14 protein-coding genes and 1 tRNA gene are annotated in these 18,617 nt (G+C 48.3%); 5 read left to right on the top strand and 10 right to left on the bottom strand.

Features of this window, described 5'->3' with window-relative positions:
• The first annotated feature begins 2 nt into the window (after positions 1–2).
• Positions 3–1,175, top strand: coding sequence for a cysteine desulfurase family protein (locus tag H6F93_RS20115; protein ID WP_190684397.1), 1,173 nt, complete (start codon positions 3–5; stop codon positions 1,173–1,175).
• A gap of 33 nt (positions 1,176–1,208) precedes the next feature.
• On the opposite strand, the gene H6F93_RS20110 is transcribed toward H6F93_RS20115, so the two are convergent.
• Both H6F93_RS20110 and H6F93_RS20105 read right to left on the bottom strand, forming a co-directional pair.
• Positions 1,209–1,865 (bottom strand): PD-(D/E)XK nuclease family protein, encoded by a 657-nt coding sequence (locus tag H6F93_RS20110; RefSeq protein WP_190684394.1) that lies wholly within the window; start codon positions 1,863–1,865, stop codon positions 1,209–1,211.
• A gap of 151 nt (positions 1,866–2,016) precedes the next feature.
• Positions 2,017–2,388, bottom strand: coding sequence for a hypothetical protein (locus H6F93_RS20105; protein WP_242043537.1), 372 nt, complete (start codon positions 2,386–2,388; stop codon positions 2,017–2,019).
• 304 nt (positions 2,389–2,692) lie between these two features.
• Between H6F93_RS20105 and cas12k the strand changes: the two genes are divergently transcribed.
• On the top strand, positions 2,693–4,783 hold the full coding sequence (gene cas12k, locus H6F93_RS20100; RefSeq protein ID WP_190684390.1) for a type V CRISPR-associated protein Cas12k: 2,091 nt from the start codon (positions 2,693–2,695) through the stop codon (positions 4,781–4,783).
• Between the two features lie 1,185 nt (positions 4,784–5,968).
• Here the strand turns inward: cas12k and H6F93_RS20095 are convergent.
• The 3 genes from H6F93_RS20095 to H6F93_RS20085 form a co-directional block, all read right to left on the bottom strand.
• Positions 5,969–6,041: transfer RNA gene (locus tag H6F93_RS20095), tRNA-Ala, on the bottom strand.
• 36 nt (positions 6,042–6,077) lie between these two features.
• A complete protein-coding gene (locus H6F93_RS20090; protein ID WP_190644002.1) occupies positions 6,078–6,800 on the bottom strand; it encodes an HAD family hydrolase in 723 nt (240 codons plus the stop codon).
• A 7-nt stretch (positions 6,801–6,807) separates the two neighbouring features.
• Positions 6,808–7,674 (bottom strand): class I SAM-dependent methyltransferase, encoded by an 867-nt coding sequence (locus H6F93_RS20085; RefSeq protein WP_190684387.1) that lies wholly within the window; start codon positions 7,672–7,674, stop codon positions 6,808–6,810.
• 206 nt (positions 7,675–7,880) lie between these two features.
• On the opposite strand from H6F93_RS20085, the gene H6F93_RS20080 reads away from it, so the two are divergent.
• Both H6F93_RS20080 and H6F93_RS20075 read left to right on the top strand, forming a co-directional pair.
• Positions 7,881–9,551 (top strand): FAD-dependent oxidoreductase, encoded by a 1,671-nt coding sequence (locus tag H6F93_RS20080; RefSeq protein ID WP_190644000.1) that lies wholly within the window; start codon positions 7,881–7,883, stop codon positions 9,549–9,551.
• 320 nt (positions 9,552–9,871) lie between these two features.
• Complete coding sequence (locus H6F93_RS20075) at positions 9,872–12,085, top strand: ATP-binding protein (protein ID WP_190684383.1); 2,214 nt, start codon at positions 9,872–9,874, stop codon at positions 12,083–12,085.
• Positions 12,086–12,099: 14 nt separating this feature from the next.
• On the opposite strand, the gene H6F93_RS34760 is transcribed toward H6F93_RS20075, so the two are convergent.
• From H6F93_RS34760 to H6F93_RS20060, 4 genes are all read right to left on the bottom strand, one after another.
• The gene (locus tag H6F93_RS34760; RefSeq protein WP_277881960.1) at positions 12,100–12,234 is read right to left on the bottom strand and encodes a hypothetical protein; all 135 of its coding nucleotides are present in this window, start codon (positions 12,232–12,234) and stop codon (positions 12,100–12,102) included.
• A gap of 605 nt (positions 12,235–12,839) precedes the next feature.
• Positions 12,840–13,268, bottom strand: a complete 429-nt coding sequence (locus H6F93_RS20070; RefSeq protein ID WP_190643998.1) for an ATP-binding protein — start codon at positions 13,266–13,268, stop codon at positions 12,840–12,842.
• A 3-nt stretch (positions 13,269–13,271) separates the two neighbouring features.
• Positions 13,272–14,987 carry a SpoIIE family protein phosphatase gene (locus H6F93_RS20065; protein WP_190684380.1) on the bottom strand — a complete coding sequence of 572 codons (1,716 nt, stop codon included), beginning with the start codon at positions 14,985–14,987 and terminating at the stop codon, positions 13,272–13,274.
• 275 nt (positions 14,988–15,262) lie between these two features.
• Positions 15,263–15,976, bottom strand: a complete 714-nt coding sequence (locus H6F93_RS20060; protein WP_190643996.1) for a response regulator — start codon at positions 15,974–15,976, stop codon at positions 15,263–15,265.
• A gap of 281 nt (positions 15,977–16,257) precedes the next feature.
• Between H6F93_RS20060 and H6F93_RS20055 the strand changes: the two genes are divergently transcribed.
• Positions 16,258–17,685: a PAS domain-containing sensor histidine kinase gene (locus H6F93_RS20055; RefSeq protein WP_190684375.1), complete on the top strand. Its 1,428-nt coding sequence runs from the start codon at positions 16,258–16,260 to the stop codon at positions 17,683–17,685.
• Positions 17,686–17,734: 49 nt separating this feature from the next.
• Here the strand turns inward: H6F93_RS20055 and H6F93_RS20050 are convergent, their stop codons facing one another.
• A complete protein-coding gene (locus H6F93_RS20050; protein ID WP_190643994.1) occupies positions 17,735–18,436 on the bottom strand; it encodes a Crp/Fnr family transcriptional regulator in 702 nt (233 codons plus the stop codon).
• Positions 18,437–18,617 lie beyond the last annotated feature (181 nt).

Genomic DNA, 18,617 nt, shown 5'->3' with positions numbered 1-18,617 from the left:
AAATGGGAAAAAGTCTTCCACAGACCCAAATCTACCTCGATTACCACGCTACAACTCCGGTTGATCCCAGAGTTGCTCAGAAGGTGCTGCAATACATGACAGAGGAATTTGGTAACGCTAGCAGCACGGATCACGAGTGGGGTGATCGCGCTGAGACTTCTGTTAAGCAAGCTGCCAAACAAGTTGCAGACCTCATAGGAGCTTCACCGAGGGAAATTGTTTGGACATCCGGTGCGACTGAAAGCATCAATCTCGTAATTCAGGGGAGCCTAACCTCTAACCCAACGAAACCCTATCGAATTGGCTTAATGCCGATCGAACACAAAGCTGTCCTCGATACCTGTCGTGCTTTGGAGAAACGAGGTTGGGCTGAATTGGTTTATCTCCAAGTAGATTCCAGAGGCAGACTTGACCTGGAATATTTGGAACAGATCTGTGCCGAGGGGCTGTCCTTGCTCTGTGTTATGGCAGCTAACAATGAAATTGGCAACATTTACCCTATTCAGAAAATTGGGCAGATCGCTCAACACTACAGCATTCCTTTTCTATGTGACGGCTCTCAGGCAGTTGGCAAGATTCCCATTCAATTTGAAGAGTGGGGCATCACCTACCTAGCAATCTCTGCCCATAAGTTCTACGGACCCAAAGGAGTTGGGGCGCTAGCTGTTCGTAGAGGCTATCACTTGGAGCCGCTTATGTTTGGTGGTGGTCATCAGCGGGGAATGCGATCGGGCACCCTTAATGTTCCGGGGATTGTAGGGTTGGGAGAAGCCTGTCGGTTGCGATCGCTAGAGATGGAGGATGATGAGAGGGAAATTGGGGTCAAGCGTGATCGCCTACAGACCCTGTTATTTGAAAAAAATTCCAATCTAGTTATCAACGGTGATATCGAGCATCGCTTAGCAGGCAATCTTCATCTGTCTATGTCGGGTGTCCCTAACAGTGCTGTCATAGCCAGAATTCGCCATCAACTAGCTATTTCAACAGTCTCTGCTTGCTCATCCGGTGTTGAAGCTCCTTCCCATGTTTTGCAAGCTCTTAGTTTATCAGAGGAGCAAGTTGAAGGCGCACTCAGGATTGGGCTTGGTAAATTCACAACCGATAATGAGATTGATCAAGCCGCCGAAATCCTGTCTCTAGCAATCCATCAAATCCGTGCCCTCCTCTGTGCATAGGTCTTAAAAGAATCGCCCTATAGATGGCACATCTTAGAAGAGATCATGTTCCTCAGCAGCTAAAGCTTGCCTGCCTTCAATTCTCTCTGGGCAATACCTTCCTGCAATATCACAGTATCGGCACTCTTGAAAACTGGGCACCTTGCGAGCCGGAGTGACATCACTGAGGATAGCAATCGCCTCTCGAAACTGCGACTTAAACACCTCATCAACTTGATCCGCCTGAATCTCTATCACCTCAGTTGGATAAACCAAACGACCCACCAAACTCAACCCTCGGCATTTTGGATGACTGATAGGAAGCAACAGTAAATAAATCAGAACCTGATAGAGATCTGAATTCTTCTTCCGCCCTGTTTTACAGTCCTCTACAAAACCTTGCTGATCTGCGATCGCTATGATGTCAGGCTTACCTGAGACTTTGGCAGCATAGCTCTTTCCAGAAATCTCAAACCAGTTTTCACCTTCTACACAAACAGAGTATCCTTCTGCCTCCAGTTCACAAATTCGTTGGTGCAGTAAAGCTTGGTGACTAGCATTCCACTTGGCTGAGTCAAAGTTTGAACCCAACTTCTCATATTTATAATGAGCGCGAAACCAAATCGACCATTGACATTGAGTTTCACCTGCCATTAGTCGAGCTAGCCATGTCACCCAGATTGATGGAAATGGCTTTAGTTCGTCAACCATCCTGCAACCTCATCTGCTGATATTTCGATCGCCGCTCCACTTTCTAAATGTCAACGGCGATTTATCCTAATAATGAAATTCAGCAGGATAGTACAATCGAATTACTCGATAGGGCAAGAAAATCTTGTCATTTGGCAAGTTTCAAAGCTGTTTACTTTCTTCTAGACTTTTTCTTATACATCTCTCTCAATACCTTCAGATAGTCTGGCTCAGACTCGACTGTGACCCAAATATGGTGCGCCAAAGCTAACCGCTGCTTATGCTTCTCAGAGGGAATTCTTCGATGTTCCCCTTGAGAGAACCAGTGATTCACAGTCGTTAACGAGCAGTCGCAGATAAAGGCTAACTCTTCGCGTGATATATCCCAGTTCTTAAGAAACTCATCGAGTTCCATCTGCTCATCATCCAGAGGTTGAAGATACGCTCTTAACGCATTCCAGTGTCGGTGAGTCGGGGGACGAGGAGCAAGAGTCATACCAATTAGCTTGCCACAGTGACAATCCGTGAAGTATGATTCTCTCATAAAGTTTCAGTACAAATGAACTATCCTCTGAACGCTACAACTATTCAGTAGTTTGTCGCACCAAGTCATTGCTACATCTGAGCATCATTAGAAATTGTTTATGGATGAATTTATAGATGAACAAGAACAAGGGCATTGTTGCAGCAATCACTAAACAACTTGACTTGGAAATTCAATCCAATTAATTTTGCAGAATAGTAAAACTTGGGTACATTTCAGAAGTCATAAATAGAAAAGCTTTGATAGGTATTGAATCAATCAGAATTTTGATCGAATTCAATCTTCCTACTTTGGAGATTTAACAATGAGCTTGTTTACAATTCGAGCTAGAGTAATTCCTAGTGAAAGAACAGCAAGTAGAAAAGTAAAGCGAGACGTTTTTGCCTATCCTAGTGAGACAGTAAAGCGAGAATTCTGGAATAACTCAGTCATTGTTTCAGATTTAGCTGAAGATTTGCGAGTAGCGGTCGCTGACCACAAGGAGTTTGAAACTTGGAGGCGAAAAGGAGAAATTTCTGGTCAGGAATTGAAAAAACTTTGGAATACTTGTAGAGCTAACTCGCCCTATAAAGAGCTACCTGAGCGACTCGCGCGATCGGCTTGGTTCACCATTGAAATCGTTTACAATAGCTGGTTTGCCTTACGACAGGATTTGCAGCTTCAGATTGACAAACTGACTTTCTGGCTGAACGTGGCAAAAGCTGATGTTGAATTAGTTGAAGCCTGCGGTTGTGAACTAGAACAAATTAAAACTAGGGCACATGAAATCCTTACAGCAGTCAAAGCCCAGCTAGAGGCTAAAGAATCTGAACCATCTGCTGAGACAACTGGACAAAATCAACCCCAAGCTCAAACAAAAACGACGCAGAAAAAACAATCAACTACCGCAGCTACGCGAAGCAGCAAGACTGTAAACTCCCTGATTGATGCCTTGATAGAAAAGTACACTGAGCTTAAAAGCAGCGATCCTTTAAGTCAGTGTGCGATCGCACATCTGATTAAGAACGAGGGCAGAGTTGCGAAGCGAAAAGAAAACACCAAGCAGTTCTTGAAAAGAGTTAATGCCAAAAAGAAGCGAGTTGAGCGGCTAGAAGTGCAGTTAGCAGGCAGTATGCCAAGAGGGAGAGATCTAACTGGCGCAAAATTTGTAGAGGCTTTGGAGACAGCAACTCACCAGATCCCGAAAGACAATGACGAATTTCAAGCTTGGCAGGCAAATCTTTTAAGAAGACCAAAGAACGCTCCCTATCCTATCCTGTTTCAGAGCAGTGATGATCTCAATTGGTGCTTGTTAAAACGAAGGAATTCAAGCACCGCTCAGGAAGCGAAAGACCGGATTTATGTTCACTTCAAAGGCACGCCGGGAGAACAAGTCTTTGAGATCTGCTGCGGATGTCGTCAGCTATCGCACTTTCAGCAATTTTTGAAGGATTGGGAAATTTTTTCTTCTAATCAAGATGAATACTCAGCCAGTCCGTTCCTATTTCGCTCAGCTGCATTGATCTGGAAAGAGCGACAAGATACTGAATCTAATCGGCGATCCCAAGAAGATGCTCATCCTTGGGATCGCTATGACCTCTACCTGCACTGTGCGATCGAGCATCATGCACTGACAGAGGCAGGAACAGAGCTATTGATTGCCCAAAAAAGTGCAGAAGCCAACCGGCTGATTAAGAGCTATGAAACCAAACAAGAAACCGAAGAGTTAACCGAAAAACAACAGGAGCATCTAAACAAACTTCAAAGTCAGCTTAAGAAGCTTGAGAATCCCTATCCTCGCCCTAAAAAGCCGCTCTATAAAGGCAACTCCGATATTGTAGTTGGGCTTGCTTTTAGTCGAAAAGAAGTGGTGACGGTGGCAGTCATTAATGGGGCAACAGGTAGGTTAATCACCTACCGAAATGTTTGTCAACTGCTAGGCAAGAATTACTCACTGCTTGCTGAGTATCGGCTCAAGCAAAAGCATAATGCCCATCAGCGTCATAAGGACCAAGTCCAAGGTCGAACTCGACAAATTACTGAATCAGAGCAGGGAAAGTATCTCGATCGCCTAATTGCGAAAGCAATTGTTGAACTCGCTTGCAAACATCGAGCAGGCAGTATTGCCATGCCCAATGTGAAAGGAATCAGAGAACGCTTAGTCAGTGCGATCGAAGCGAGAGCAGAAGAAAGTTTTCCAGGCGATGTTGAGAAACAGGATGCCTACAGTAAGCAATATAAAATCAATTATCACAACTGGAGCTACGGCAGGCTAGCTCAATTTATTACAGACAAGGCTGAACAATCAGAAATTAAGATCGAGCGTGGTTTTCAGCCGATAGACGGGATGTTGACTGCCCAAGCCGAAGCAGTTGCACGTTCAGCCTTAGAACGTAGAAAGCCGCACACGGCCTAGCCAAAAATTGAACCTTGACAGTAGAATAAGTGGCAATCGCGCCTCCACTCAGGTTTGAAGGAACCTCTGAGTGGAGGAAAGGGGTGAGTTTTACCACCGTTAGGTGGGTTCTTTCCGACCCTGGTAGATGGCTCCTACTTGGAGTCCTGCACGCCCTGAAGCTGCCCTTGTGGACAGGTCTTCCTGTTAGCAAGTTGTGTTTGTTAGTAGGCTCGCCTTACTGACAAGCCGGGAAGCCATGCGTATTGGAGTTTGTCCTCTAGCAAGTATGGCATAGGTCGCCCCCACGCAAAAGGGTAAGACTCTCACTTGTCAAAGTTGCTTTGGCGGTGAGGGCGAAGATTACTTCGGTATCGGGCTCACCTTAGTGGTGAGTGTGCTACCACGCAGCTACCGAACCGCCCACTAAAGCTTGGCTTGCCAGGTGATAGGTGGGTATCCACAAATCCTTCACCATTTTGGCAAACCGAAGCGGGAGCATTTTTCCCGGTCAGTTCGCCAAAAGGCTACAAATTCTTTTCCAGTCTAGCTTATAGAGATTTTGATTCTCTCTTTTGAGGGTTTGAATTTTGAAAAACAAGGCGATCGCCGAGCAATCCGAGGAGCTTTGCCAATCCCCTGTAAACAGCCCGGTCTGGATAAGGATCTGAATTAGCCAGAGTTGCGACCGCCGTTTGAGCGGTTCATGGATAGAAAGCCAAGACATTGATGAGATCTACCGTAATATCGGCAAGTTGCGACCGCCGTTTGAGCGGTTCATGGATAGAAAGTTCAGAATTTTCTGTTGACTCTGAGACTAGGGTGAGGTTTCGGTCAAAATCTCAGCAGTTTGGGCATAGAACGCTGGCTTGTCTGAGTTTACAGCCAGATTGATGCCAAGTTTTGATTGCTCGGTCAGTGGCAGGTATTGAAAAGAATAAATGTGTATAGAAAGGAGTGCTGCGATCGCATTACAGGCGATCGTTTGCCAATCACTCTGCCTATATCCCTCTACAGGGCAGCAAGGGCATGAGTGATTTGTGACAACATCTCCTTAAAACTGGAATTTCAAAGCAAAAAAAGCAGTAAATCAGGAGGTGTCGCTTGAAACCCTTGCAAATCCATTGCTCGACAAAATCTTTTGACAAGAGTTATTTAAAACTGACAAATAGCTCCTTAATGGACATCTTTACATAGAAAATTTGATGGAGAATAGGGGATTCGAACCCCTGACCTCTGCGGTGCGATCGCAGCACTCTACCAGCTGAGCTAATTCCCCAAGTTGCTTTTGCATTTTATAGCACTGTTGCTCAAGTTAGCCGACTGCTTGGCGAGGTTTTGCCCGTTCAAATACCTGCCGCACTCGATCTAGCTCCAATTCTGAAAGATAGTCCACTGCCCAGTTTGACTGACGCTGCATCATGTGAAACGGGTAAGTGTTGGCAACTCCGACAACCTGCATTCCAGCCCGTTTGGCTGCCTCAATTCCCGCTGGGGTGTCTTCGATCGCCAGACACTCTATCGGCTCTAGCTTGAGCGTCGGATATTGCTGATTTAGCTGTTCCACTGCCAGCAGGTACCCAGTGGGGTCTGGTTTGCTGGTTTTGATATCGTCTCCTGCCACAATCAATGAAAAGGCTTGGGTCAGGTCGGCTCGGCTTAACACGAGTTCCACTTCTGATCGCAAGGCACCACTGACGACCGCCATCTTGATCTGAGCCGATCGCAACTGAAAGATTAGATCGGGTAGCCCTGGATAGATCGGCAGCTTGTCGATCGCCTCTAGCTGCTGCTGATAGAGCTTTGATTTTCGGGTAATCAGTTGATCCAGGTATTCTTCTGTGACGATGCGCCCCCGACGCTGCAATAGGTCTGTCAGACAGACGCGATCGCTTTTCCCCAGGCAAACTTCCCAAAACTCTCCTGGCTTGGGGCGCAAGTTTTCCTGAATCAAAAGTTCGTCAATTAGCTTCTGGTGGAGCGGTTCATCATTGATGATCACACCATTGAAATCAAACAAAACTGCCTTGAGGGTCATACTTCCTCTAGCCCATTGCCCACTGGCGATCGCCTTCTTCCCATTCAGAATACCGCACCGGCTCCGCAGTACCAAGAATTGGTTTGACTCCGCGTGTCACCTGCTGCACCCACCAGATGTCCTCCGTTTGCACTGCGCCAAATCCAGCAGCACCCATCCAGGCATCCACGCTGCCTGCGGCGTAGTCTTTAATGTAGGGTTCTTCAAAGATTTCGGTGAGCCAAGCCGTTTGCCGTAGGGTAGCCTGATTGCCATCGAGAATAGCAACTTCACCGCCCACCTTGAGCAATCGGAAACATTCCCGCAAAATTTCACGAGAAATGGCAGGCGGCGTTTCGTGAAACAACAAAGAAGCTGTGACTAGGTCGAAACTTGCGTCAGGAAAACCCGTTTGCTCAGCCTTGCCGTGCTGAAATTGAATATCAAGCTTTGCATTGCGAGCTTTGTGGTCAGCCACAACCAGCATATAGGGCGACAGGTCTAGCCCAACCACTTCTGCCTGAGGAAAGGCTTGCTTGAGTAGCAGCGTGGTGGAACCTGTACCGCAACCCAAATCGAGGATGCGCCGAGGTTTGCTTTGGATGCGTTGAATCAACCCCTGCCGCACGATCGCCTCGTTGGGCGGTAGAACGTATTGAGTAATGGGATCATAGGAAACGGCTGCATCCACGTTTAAATAGCCATTCTGGATGCTGTGAAAATTTTGACTGCGGTAATAGTCAGGATATTGCAGGTCTGGCTGACGCAGGCGATCGCTCTCTGCCTCCCAATCAATGCTCTTGTAGAACTGCGTCAAAGCTTCTCGGTCAATCAGGAAGTTCTTAAAGATAGGAGCCAGAAACCGTTCAAATAAAGTGTCGCTTCGAACTGCCATAGATCAACTCCATTCACCTACCTTTACAAAGTGTAATAAATTCCTCTAGAAAGTGGAGAGTCAGAGTACTTTTAGCATTGCGTCAATTTCAATGCTGCACACTGCATTCATTTGTATCGACACCAGACTCAACAGTACGCGGCGCTCCATCCTATAGTGAATGTGTTGCGGCTTGCTGAACCAGATATCTAGACTCCAGATTACTCATGGCTAAACCTGCAATCTTGACCGTTGATGATGATCCTGAAGTGTTGCAGGCGATCGCCCGTGACCTGCGACATCAATATGGCGATCGCTTTCGAGTTGTGCGGGCAGACTCCGGGGCAGCAGCTCTAGAAGCTGCTCAGCAGCTTAGCCTGCGAAATGAATCCGTCGCCTTGTTTTTGGCAGACCAACGAATGCCTCAAATGACGGGTGTTGAATTTTTAGAACAGGGAATGGAAATTTTCCCGGATGCCAAGCGGGTTTTGCTAACTGCCTACGCAGACACGGATGCAGCGATTCAGGCAATCAATGCAGCCAAGCTCGACTACTATTTGCTCAAACCCTGGGATCCTCCAGAGGAGCGGCTTTACCCAGTGCTGGATGACTTACTGGATGACTGGCAAGCATCCTTTCGCCCACCCTTTGAGGGGATTCGCGTCGTTGGCAACCGTTGGTCGCCCCAATCTCACCAGGTGAAGGATTTCTTAGCCCGCAACCAGGTGCCCTACCAGTGGCTCGATTTTGAGCAATCGGAAGAAGCAACCCAGCTGCTGTCCTACGCCAACGCAGGACGAGAAGATGCCATACGGCTACCTACCATCGTATTTCCTGATGGTTCACACCTCAGCCAGCCCTCTAATGCTGAAATTGCCACTAAGATCGGGCTGAAAACTCAAGCCGATCGCCCCTTTTACGATCTAGTAATTGTGGGTGGTGGCCCGGCTGGACTGGCCGCTGCCGTCTATGGTGCCTCTGAGGGATTAAGCACGCTCATGATCGAGCGCCAGGCTCCCGGTGGGCAAGCGGGTTCAAGCTCTCGCATCGAAAACTACCTTGGCTTTCCAGTGGGGCTTTCGGGTAACGATCTGGCTCGTCGGGCCGTGACGCAAGCCAAACGCTTTGGCGTAGAAATCTTGTCTCCCCAAGAAGCCGTTGGAGTTCGGGTGGAAGACCCCTACCGCATCCTCAAACTAGTAGATGGTACGGAGATTAGCTGCCACGCACTGATGATTGCGACAGGCGTATCCTATCGCAAACTAGATGTGCCAGGCAGCGAACCCTTGACTGGGGCAGGAGTGTATTACGGTGCAGCAATGACGGAGGCGATCGCCTGTCAGGGTGAACATGTCTACATCGTCGGTGGTGCAAACTCGGCCGGTCAAGCAGCGATGTATTTCTCTCGCTATGCCAGTCAGGTGACAATGCTGGTGCGGGGCGAATCCCTCGTGAACAGCATGTCTCAATATCTCATTCACCAGATTGAATCAACGCCCAACATCAAAGTCTGTCCCTATTGCAGCGTTGTCGAGGTGCAGGGCGATGGGCATTTAGAGAAGATTGCGATCGCCAATTCCCAGACGGGCGAAACGCAGCACGTTCCTGCCAAATCGCTGTTTATTTTCATTGGCGCCAGTCCTCAAACCGATTGGCTCAGCGGTGTCGTCGAACGGGACGAAAAAGGCTTTGTTCTAACCGGACCAGACCTATTGCGCGAGCGCCAGCGACCCCGCGGTTGGACACTAGACCGCAACCCATTCCTGCTAGAAGCCAGCGTCCCCGGCATCTTTGTTGCCGGAGATGTGCGTTACGGTTCCATTAAACGGGTTGCTTCGGGGGTGGGAGAAGGGGCGATCGCTGTCCAATTCATCCACCAGTACCTTAGTAAGGTCTAAGCAAATACCCTCGTCGCAACACCTTTCTGTAGAGACAGCTTATAAGCCACAGCGTAGGGGCGGTTCGCGAACCGCCCCTACGCTGTGGCTTACGCCTCCGAGAATGGCTGTAAGAAATGATTCCTACAGGAAGCCTAGTAATTAATTTGCTTAATGAATGACAAATCTTATGACTTGAGTCACTTTAAGCGGATTTGCATCCAGATCGGAAGTAGAAACGTATAGGGAAAGACTGTTAAACTTCTGCAAAACTTCAAAGATCTTGTCACTGGGGCATCTAGCGTTTTAGTCTCTCCAACCCGATCGCTTGATCACGACCGATGCCGCAAAAATTTCTGGCTCGTCAGCTTTCCAGAGTTCCGCAAAAGCTACCGCTACACTTGATTCTGGTTGTGCCCTTCGTCTTGCAGATGTTTGCAGTCGTGGGGTTAGTCGGCTGGCTGTCTTTGCGAAATGGACAAAAAGCGGTCAGTGAACTCGCCACGGAACTGCAAGAAGAAACAGCCGCTCGCATCGAGCAGCATCTCACGACCTATCTAGCAACGCCTCAACTGATTAACCAGATCAATGTAGATGCAGTGCAGCGAGGCGAGCTAGAGATTCAATCTGAGCAGAGCAAGCGATATCTCTGGCAGCAAATTCAGCATTTTGAAACCATTAGCTGGATTTACTACGCCACTCAGCAAGATGGAGAATTCATTGGTGTGACTCGTCAGGGTCACAATCGGGAACTGCGATTGGCTCTCAACCAAAAGCAAAATGACTATCAAACTTTCTATTACACGCTCAATCTTGAAACCAACAGAGTCGAGTTTCTAGAAACTGATCCAGATCCCTATCAGCCCCAAAGTCGTCCTTGGTATCCCGTAGCAGCAAACTCCAACGAAGCAAGCTGGAGCGAAATCTACCCCGACTTTGATACGTCCCAATTGGTGATTACAGCAAGTTTGCCGGTCTACGACGATGCTGGAGCGATCGCCGGAGTTGTGGGTGTAGACCTGTTTCTCAACGACATCAACCAATTCCTCCACAGCTTACATGCTGATAAAGCAGGGCAAACCTTCATCATGGAACGCTCAGGGCTGCTGGTTGCCAGTTCCACCGCTGAACCTCTTGCAGAAAATGCTGAGGGGCAGTCAGAGCGCATCCAGGCAACGGAAAGCCAGAACGAGTTTATTCGAGCAACCGCTGAGCATGTGAATGAATCCTTTGGCTCAGTGGAGCAAATTCAGTCTCAAACCCAGATGAATTTTGTCCTGGAGGATACCTCCGGTCAAGGCTCAACAGGAAACCGTCACTTTTTACGAGTGACTGCCTTTCAGGATGGCAAAGGACTGGACTGGCTAATTTTTGTGGTGGTGCCTGAGTCTGAATTCATGTCCCAAATTCATGCCAACACTCGCACCACAGTCATGCTGTGCTTTGTGGCGCTGCTAGTGGCGATCGCCCTTGGCACTCTCACCGCTCAGTGGATCGCTCAGCCCATCCTGCAACTGAGTGAAGCCTCCAAAGGATTAACTAAACACGTTGCCCAACCCGATTTTGTCAATCAACCGTTAGATGCAGAAGTGGAAATCAACGGAGCCGACGAAATTAGAATCCTGGCAAAATCCTTTAACCAGCTATCTCGTCAACTGCAAGCTTCATTTGTAGCGCTAGAGGGGACAAACTCTGAACTGGAAGTGCGGGTTGAACAACTCAAACAAGTCCAGCTTCAGCTGGTTCAGAGTGAAAAGATGTCTACTTTAGGACAGCTCGTTGCCGGAGTCGCCCACGAAATCAACAATCCCGTCAACTTTATTGCAGGCAACCTCAAGTATGCTCGCCGCTATACCCAAGAACTGCTGAAGCTGCTGCAACTTTACCAAAAGCACTACCCCACGCCACCTTTAGAAATCGATGCCCAAATTCGGGCGATCGACCTGGACTATGTCAGCGAAGATTTGCCCAAACTGCTAGGTTCCATGACCGAAGGCACCAACCGGATTTGCAGCATCAGCAAGTCTTTGAGAACTTTTTCACGAGGGGATTCCATCCAAGTCGCTGTCAACATTCATGAAGGACTCGACAGTACGCTGATGATCTTGAGACATCGGCTCAAGGAAAATGGACAGCGTTGCGCCATTCGGGTTAACAGGCGCTATGGCTCATTGCCTCTGGTCAAGTGTTACCCCACCCAGCTCAACCAGGTGTTTATGAATATCATCGCCAATGCGATCGATGCGTTTGATGAACCCAGTGCAAAAAATCTGAAATTCTCTAAATCATCACCCGCCACAATCACGATTTACACCAAAGTGGCTGACTATGAGGACAAGGTGATCATTGGCATTGAAGATAACGGCCCTGGCATGACAGAAGAGGTGCGATCGCAAATCTTTGACTACCTCTTTACCACTAAGCCCTTAGATAAGGGAACAGGGTTAGGACTCCCTATCAGTCGCCAAATTATTGTTGAAAAACACGGCGGTACCATCACCTGCCTTTCTGCCTCCGGTCTAGGCACAGAATTTATCATCGAACTGCCGATGTGAATGCTACCTTCCCATTACTCCCATTCCTGCACACAGGAAACCTGAAAACAGCGTTCGAGGTGCTTGAGCTGGTTGTGTAGTCTCACGATCGGCAAAGCTGGTAAATGAGATAGACTCCAAATCTCAAGTCTGACCCAAATCTTCTTCACAGCTGCATTCCTAAACCTTTTGCCTCAGTTTTCCCTACGGATGTCTCCTAGACGACAGCTTAAAAAATCTCTCATGCTACTTTACAGAAAGGTGTCCTAAACAGTCCCGCCTTTGTCTGCACTAGACTCCCTGTATGAATCATTTTTTGAAGCGTGAATGGTGGCGCAGGGTGTCTATTGTTGAGGATTTTTTGTGAGGAGGATACGCACCTTGTTCCATTGCAAAAGATGAGCAATTGGATAGATGGGGTAAAGGTGTTACAGGAGTGAAAATCAGTGAAGTTTATGTAGCAACGCTTAGTTCTTCACACACTACAGGTGAACTATGGTCGGCATCTTTGCACTTTTGATTTGGCTTACCTTTTTAACCCTTCTCCCCAATCTACCCAAAACGCCTCATATTTAGCCTCATACTCAGCTTTTTTGAACGACTGAAGCCATGTGGATTTTTTGCTGTGGGATGTATCGTTCCGCCTCAACCTTACAGTTTCAAATCACAGCTCGGTTAGTTAAAGAAGCAGGCATCGGGCAACAGATAGGGTGGATAGATGCAAAGCGGTTTAACGAAGTGCGTCTGGCTATTGTCCCTCAATCTTTCTGCGAGTTTAATGTTGTTCTTGATTGGACAAGGTTGCTTCTAGTCTGAGACAGTTTCGCCCATTAACTTGAAGCCGGTATTCTACCTTATCCATCAGACGGTTAAGAATTAGCCAGCCATACCCTCCGTCTTGCTGGTCTTCTGGAGTGGGCGGCAGATATGTAGATAGGTCAAACCCCTTCCCATGATCCCAAATTTCCAGGCAGATATCCCGATTTCGAAGCTCTAGGCGAATCAGCACAGGCAAGTTGGGCTGATCGCGGTGAGCGTGACGTACTACGTTGGAATAAGCTTCTACCAAAACCAGGCGAAGCCGATTAGACTGACGTGGCCAATCAACTTCATTGCCTAACTCAGATTCCAGGGAACCTAAAAGCCAGTTTTCAACGATTGTCAAAAACTTGAGATCGCTCGGTACATGCAGTTCAGTTCTCATTAACTACAGAACCTCCAGAGAAAGAATGGTTTGGTCATCTTCCTGAACTTTATGATGAGCGCGAATTTTGGTAAGTAGGTGGGTTAGGCTAAGCTCACCTTGTTGTTGGATGAGCAGTCTCCAAAGCCCTGATTGTTTCAGCATTGAGCGAGTTGATTGCTGGCTAGTTCCAATTGTTTCGTCTGAAACGGTCGCTTCTGTGATGCCATCACTGGCGAGTAACAAGATTTGCCCCGATTTTAAGGTAAGTTCTTCAGCAGCAGCTTGCCATACTGGCAGGATACCCAGAGGAACTCCACGCACTTCTAAATAAGTTGGCTCTACAGTCACGTCTGGCTTATTTGCTAGAGCCAGGACTTGCTGCGGTGACCAGATCAGAGGATAGATATGTCCTGCATTTGCGTATACCAATTGCTGGGTCGAGGGCGTGTATCGGGCCAAGACCATCGTGATGAAACAGTTACTTCCCACCAAATCTTCTGAAAGGCTGCTGTTGAGGTGGCGCATGACGATGTTGGGTGCGGGCGGGTTTTCTTGAGATAGCTCACGCCGTAGCACTGAGATCGCACTGGCCATGAATAAAGCCGCAGGCACACCTTTGCCAGAAACGTCTCCGACTGCTAGCCAGAGGTCGCCTTGGGGATGCTGATAAACTTCAAAAAAATCTCCTCCAACTTCGCGAGCAGGATAGCAGCACGCCTGAACTTTAACTCCTTCTACTTCGGGTAGGGTTTGGCGTAGCAGGTTGCTTTGAATTTGTCGGGCTACGGCTAGCTCTGTCCGCATCTGCTCGGTCTGTTCTTGAATCTGCTGATAAAGCTTTGCCTGGGAGATGGCTAAAGATGCCTGTTGAGAAACACCTTCAATCAGCTCGATTTCTTCGACACTCCAGAGGCGATCGCCCCCCCTATAAAGCACAAGAATAGCTAGAAAATCTTGCTGGTAGCTGAGCGGAACAATGAGTTGGTTGTAGGGTGATGTTTGGTGTTCGGCTGGGATGCTCTGAATCTGGCGGGTGGCGATCGCTTCTTTTAATGCGACTGCGGCAATTGCTCCTAGTTGATTCGCATCGTTCTGGCTTAATTCTGCGGCGGATGCTTCAGTTCTGTAGGAGAAAACTTCGTCTAGCAGACGGTGATGGATGGGATCACCCACACTTTCAACAGGGCGAAGAATACAGGCATCGGCAGTAAAAGTTCGACCAATCGTGTTGACGACGGTTTGCAGCATACTGCGATAGTCCAAAGACTCTCGAATCGCAGTGGTGACAGCGTTAAATAGGGATTCTCGTCGTAGCGCACGCTGTAGCTCAGTTGTGCGCTGCTTGACGACCCGGTACGTATCAGCCGCTTGTTGCACCACCCGCTTCAGTTCGTCCGGATTCCAAGGCTTGGTGATGTATTTGAAAACCTTGCCTGTATTAATTGCGCCTACCAGGTCTTCGACATCCGTGTAGCCTGTTAATACAATCCGAATCGTATCGGGGAAACGCTCAACCGTGCGGCTCAGAAACTCAGTGCCGCTCATTTTTGGCATTCGTTGGTCGGAGATGATCACTGCCATCTCCCCTTCCTGGTCTAGAAGTCTCAGGGCGATCAGTGCGCTCTCCGCCTTGAACACGTCAAACTCACGCCGAAAGGTTCGATAGAGCAAGTCAAGGTTGTCAGATTCGTCATCTACAACCATTAATCTCAGCTTGCTCTCGCCTGCTTGAGTCATGCGGTTACTTCACTCCCCCAATCGTGTGACGCGATCGCAAGAAATTCTCAACCAAAAATGGCAAAACTTCTAATTGAAGTCTGCTGTGTAGATAGTTTGACTGAATTGGATGGCAAAGACATAGATTCAGAGACGACATCAGCAATTCTTCTAATGTTCTACCGGATATTAAACAGTAGATGCCTCTGCTATATGTTGATTACCACACAATTAGGTCAAGCGCTTTTTGTGTGCTTGACCAAAACTGCCCTGACTCAAACGATAAGAGATGAGCTTTAGCCAACTAGCCCAGAGCGAAGTGCCCGAACAGCAGCCTGAGTGCGGTCATCAGCGCAGAGCTTGTTGAGAATGTTGCGGACGTGCGTTTTGACAGTGCCTACAGTGATGTAAAGACGGTCAGCGATCGCCGCATTGCTACAGCCCGCCACAATTAGCTCTAGCACCTCTAGCTCACGCTCGGTCAGAGGATAGGTCTCTAGAATCTGGTTGTATTCTGGGGCAGCGGCATTAATCGCAACGGTCGGCTCTACCTCGACGGCAGCGGGCTGAGGTTGACGGGCTTGAGATAGCACAATTCGGGCGATCGCCGGATCAATCCAGCTATTGCCTTCATGGGTCACTTGCAGCGCTTCCATCAGCTTGTCAAGGCTGACATCCTTCATGCAGTAAGAATCTGCCCCTGCCGCAAAAGCCGCCAAAACAGTCTCTTCATTGTCATTTAGAGTCAGAATTAAAACTTTTGTCTTAGTCTCTTCTGAGCTCGCCTGAAAATCGCGGAAGCGGCGAGTCAGCTCAACCCCATCCATATCTGGCAAGCCAATGTCCACAATCGCGACATCGGGCTTGGAAGACTGTAGTAACTGTAATCCTTCTGTGGCGTTGGCTGCTTCGCCAACCACTTTTACACCTTGTTGCTGTTGTAAGGCAGTTCGCATTCCAACTCGCGTCAGGTCATGATCTTCAATCAGGGCAACGTAAATTTCACTCATGATCTCATTTGTGCAACTTTCTGCAACTTTGTGACGATGGCAAAGGAAGGGGAGCAGTTGAAGAATGTATCTAGACTAGCTAACGGCTAGCCAACTATATCGACTATACCGACAAGTGAGCCAGCTTCATGGGTTCAACGATACGAAGTGTAGCAATCGAGCCGTTTGTCTAGAAGTCCACTAATTTGTGCCTCCACGTCCAACCTAAACCGAGAGGTAACATACGACTACCGAACTGCATGTACGGTTTAGCGACCTGTTGCTTTTAAAACAAGAACGTTATGAATCCTGCTTTCAATCAGCAGATGTCTGAGTCTACCCCCTCTCCAGTAGAAGAACCGCCTTCAGTTGAGGTGGAGCAACTGAGATTGCGTTTGCAGGCTTATGAAACCAGGCAGCAGCAGTTGCTTCAAGCTATCCCCCACCTCATCTGGCTAGCAGATGCGAATAAATCGGTTGTTTGGGTGAATCAGCACTGGTGCAGCTACACTGGCTTGACAATGGCAGCATCGCTGAAGCAGGATTTCCTCCAAGCTCTTCATCCACAGGACCGCGATCGGTTTTTAAGCCTCTGGCAGCAGGCTGAGATTGCTGCAAACCAGTTCACCCTAATTTACCGTTTATTTCAGCCGAATGGTACATGTCAAAAATTTCTGGTTCAGCTTGTTCCTTTGAGCAGCACAGGTCAAATTGAAGCTTGGGGCGCAATTCATACTCACTTGCCTTTAGCAATGCAGCCAGATGGAATTCAACTGAGAGATGAAGGTGAAGGCGGTGAGGTAGTGCCAAGCTACGCGGCTTGGCAGGGTGTATCAACAATAGCAAGCGTTATTGGACAGTCTGCCAACCTGCTGACGCAGGGAGCGCTCGCCTCTCAACAAGCTCAACTTCTAAATACTTTGAAGGAGCGAGAAAATCACTTAACGGCTCAAAATGAGCTACTGCTCCAGCAAACCTCTAAACTGGCGCAACAACAGCAGCAGATTCAGCAGCAGCAGCAGCAGCTTCAACAAAGTGCCCGCCTCAAGTCGCAATTCTTGGCAACTATCTCACACGAGCTGCGAACTCCGATGAATGCGATTATCGGATTCTCGCAACTGTTGCTGCGTCAGCGTCGTTATCTCAGCGATTCTTCTCAGGAAGACATGCTGCAGCGGATTTTAAGTAATGGCAGAAACCTGCTCTCACTGATCAACAACATTCTTGATCTCTCTAATTTAGAAGCAGGGTATTTAGCCTTAAATCCAGAAAATCTAGATTTAGGGCTTTTAATTAGAGCTACGGTTGAAGAGATGCGATCGCAAGCCGAGCAAAAAGGGTTGTCCTTACAGGTGCAATCCGACCTGCAAATGCTAATGGTCTCAAACGACCGCACTCGGCTCCATCAAATTTTGGTCATCCTAATCTCTAATGCGATCAAATTTACTGAGTCCGGTGGAATTCTAGTGTTGCTAGAGCCGATTTCTGGTGATCGCGCTCTGATCACAATCCAGGACACCGGGATCGGCATTAGCAAAGGCGACCTTTCCTACATCTTTGAAAGGTTTCGGCAGGCAGACCAAAGCCAATCCCGACGCTATTCTGGTGCGGGACTGGGTCTGGCGATCGCAGATTGGCTAATTCGGATTATGGGCGGCGACATCAGCGTTGAGAGCAGCCCTGGGCAGGGTTCAACCTTTCGAGTGGAATTACCTCGGCAAGTGAAGTAGAAGGATGAGGCAGTACCTTCTTGCCTTAGCCTTCAACTGCCAGTCCCTACTAAACCAACAGACGCTCCAAAGCATAAACATCAGGAATACAGAGAATATCCCGTTCGCGCAGGATCAGCCCTTTACGCTCCAGCTTACTCAGCACGCGAGTTACTGTCTCCCGTGCCAGTCCGCTAAGGCTGCTGAGTTCGCGGTGGGGCAAGTTTGGAATCTCAATTCCCTGCTCTCCCCGCTTTCCCTGACCATCCGCCAAAAATAGGAGAATGTCTGCTACCCGTGAAACGCTATCTGACTCTCGCAGTCTCAACCGTCGATTGACCTGACGCAGTCGTCGCGCCATTAGCTGAGCTAACCGAATACCCGCTTGGGGCTCTGAGTTGATTAGCTGCACAAAATCCTGGGCAGGCATGTTGCCGATCGCCGTTGGAGCTAATGTAATTACATCCGTTGAGCGTGGCACCTCATCTAGAGGAGCCATTTCACCAAAGACTTCGCCCTTACCCAGAATATTGAGTGTGACTTCCTTTCCATCCAAGTTGTAAGTTCGAATCTTTACCCACCCTTCCAGGATGAAGTAGACTGAGCTGCCCCAGTCGTTTTCCAGCAAAATTACCTGATTCGGCGGGTGGCTCCGAATAACAACGTGAGCAGTTGCCTTATCTACAAGGGCTTCTGGCAAACCGTCGAAAAAAGGAGCAGATCGAATCAGTGAATCGTTGCGGGATTCACGGGGGCTGTACCGGTCTTCCATGAAGCCATCATACTCAAACTCTGAGGTCAATAAACGCTTGATTGGGGAGGCGAGGGGTGCTGGCAACAGCTTGTCTGGTTAAGCAAATGCCCTATTCAGAGCATCTTCCAGCGCTAAGCAACTTAATGAAGCGTTCAGCTAAGAACACAACCTAACCTGTGCTTACCAGGATGCTCCTTGT

Origin of the sequence: Leptolyngbya sp. FACHB-671, assembly GCF_014695745.1 — a bacterium.
In the GTDB taxonomy this organism is placed as follows: domain Bacteria; phylum Cyanobacteriota; class Cyanobacteriia; order Elainellales; family Elainellaceae; genus JAAUTN01.
This window is presented reverse-complemented; position numbering and strand designations above follow the sequence as displayed.

Excerpts from the sequence above, each read along its gene's own strand:
- cas12k (WP_190684390.1), top strand. The coding sequence starts at position 2,693 with ATGAGCTTGTTTACAATTCGAGCTAGAGTAATTCCTAGTGAAAGAACA.
- H6F93_RS20090 (WP_190644002.1), bottom strand. The coding sequence starts at position 6,800 with ATGACCCTCAAGGCAGTTTTGTTTGATTTCAATGGTGTGATCATCAAT.
- H6F93_RS20055 (WP_190684375.1), top strand. The coding sequence starts at position 16,258 with ATGAATCCTGCTTTCAATCAGCAGATGTCTGAGTCTACCCCCTCTCCA.
- H6F93_RS20080 (WP_190644000.1), top strand. The coding sequence starts at position 7,881 with ATGGCTAAACCTGCAATCTTGACCGTTGATGATGATCCTGAAGTGTTG.
- H6F93_RS20060 (WP_190643996.1), bottom strand. The coding sequence starts at position 15,976 with ATGAGTGAAATTTACGTTGCCCTGATTGAAGATCATGACCTGACGCGA.
- H6F93_RS20065 (WP_190684380.1), bottom strand. The coding sequence starts at position 14,987 with ATGACTCAAGCAGGCGAGAGCAAGCTGAGATTAATGGTTGTAGATGAC.
- H6F93_RS20050 (WP_190643994.1), bottom strand. The coding sequence starts at position 18,436 with ATGGAAGACCGGTACAGCCCCCGTGAATCCCGCAACGATTCACTGATT.
- H6F93_RS20075 (WP_190684383.1), top strand. The coding sequence starts at position 9,872 with ATGCCGCAAAAATTTCTGGCTCGTCAGCTTTCCAGAGTTCCGCAAAAG.
- H6F93_RS20110 (WP_190684394.1), bottom strand. The coding sequence starts at position 1,865 with ATGGTTGACGAACTAAAGCCATTTCCATCAATCTGGGTGACATGGCTA.
- H6F93_RS20070 (WP_190643998.1), bottom strand. The coding sequence starts at position 13,268 with ATGAGAACTGAACTGCATGTACCGAGCGATCTCAAGTTTTTGACAATC.
- H6F93_RS20105 (WP_242043537.1), bottom strand. The coding sequence starts at position 2,388 with ATGAGAGAATCATACTTCACGGATTGTCACTGTGGCAAGCTAATTGGT.
- H6F93_RS20115 (WP_190684397.1), top strand. The coding sequence starts at position 3 with ATGGGAAAAAGTCTTCCACAGACCCAAATCTACCTCGATTACCACGCT.
- H6F93_RS20085 (WP_190684387.1), bottom strand. The coding sequence starts at position 7,674 with ATGGCAGTTCGAAGCGACACTTTATTTGAACGGTTTCTGGCTCCTATC.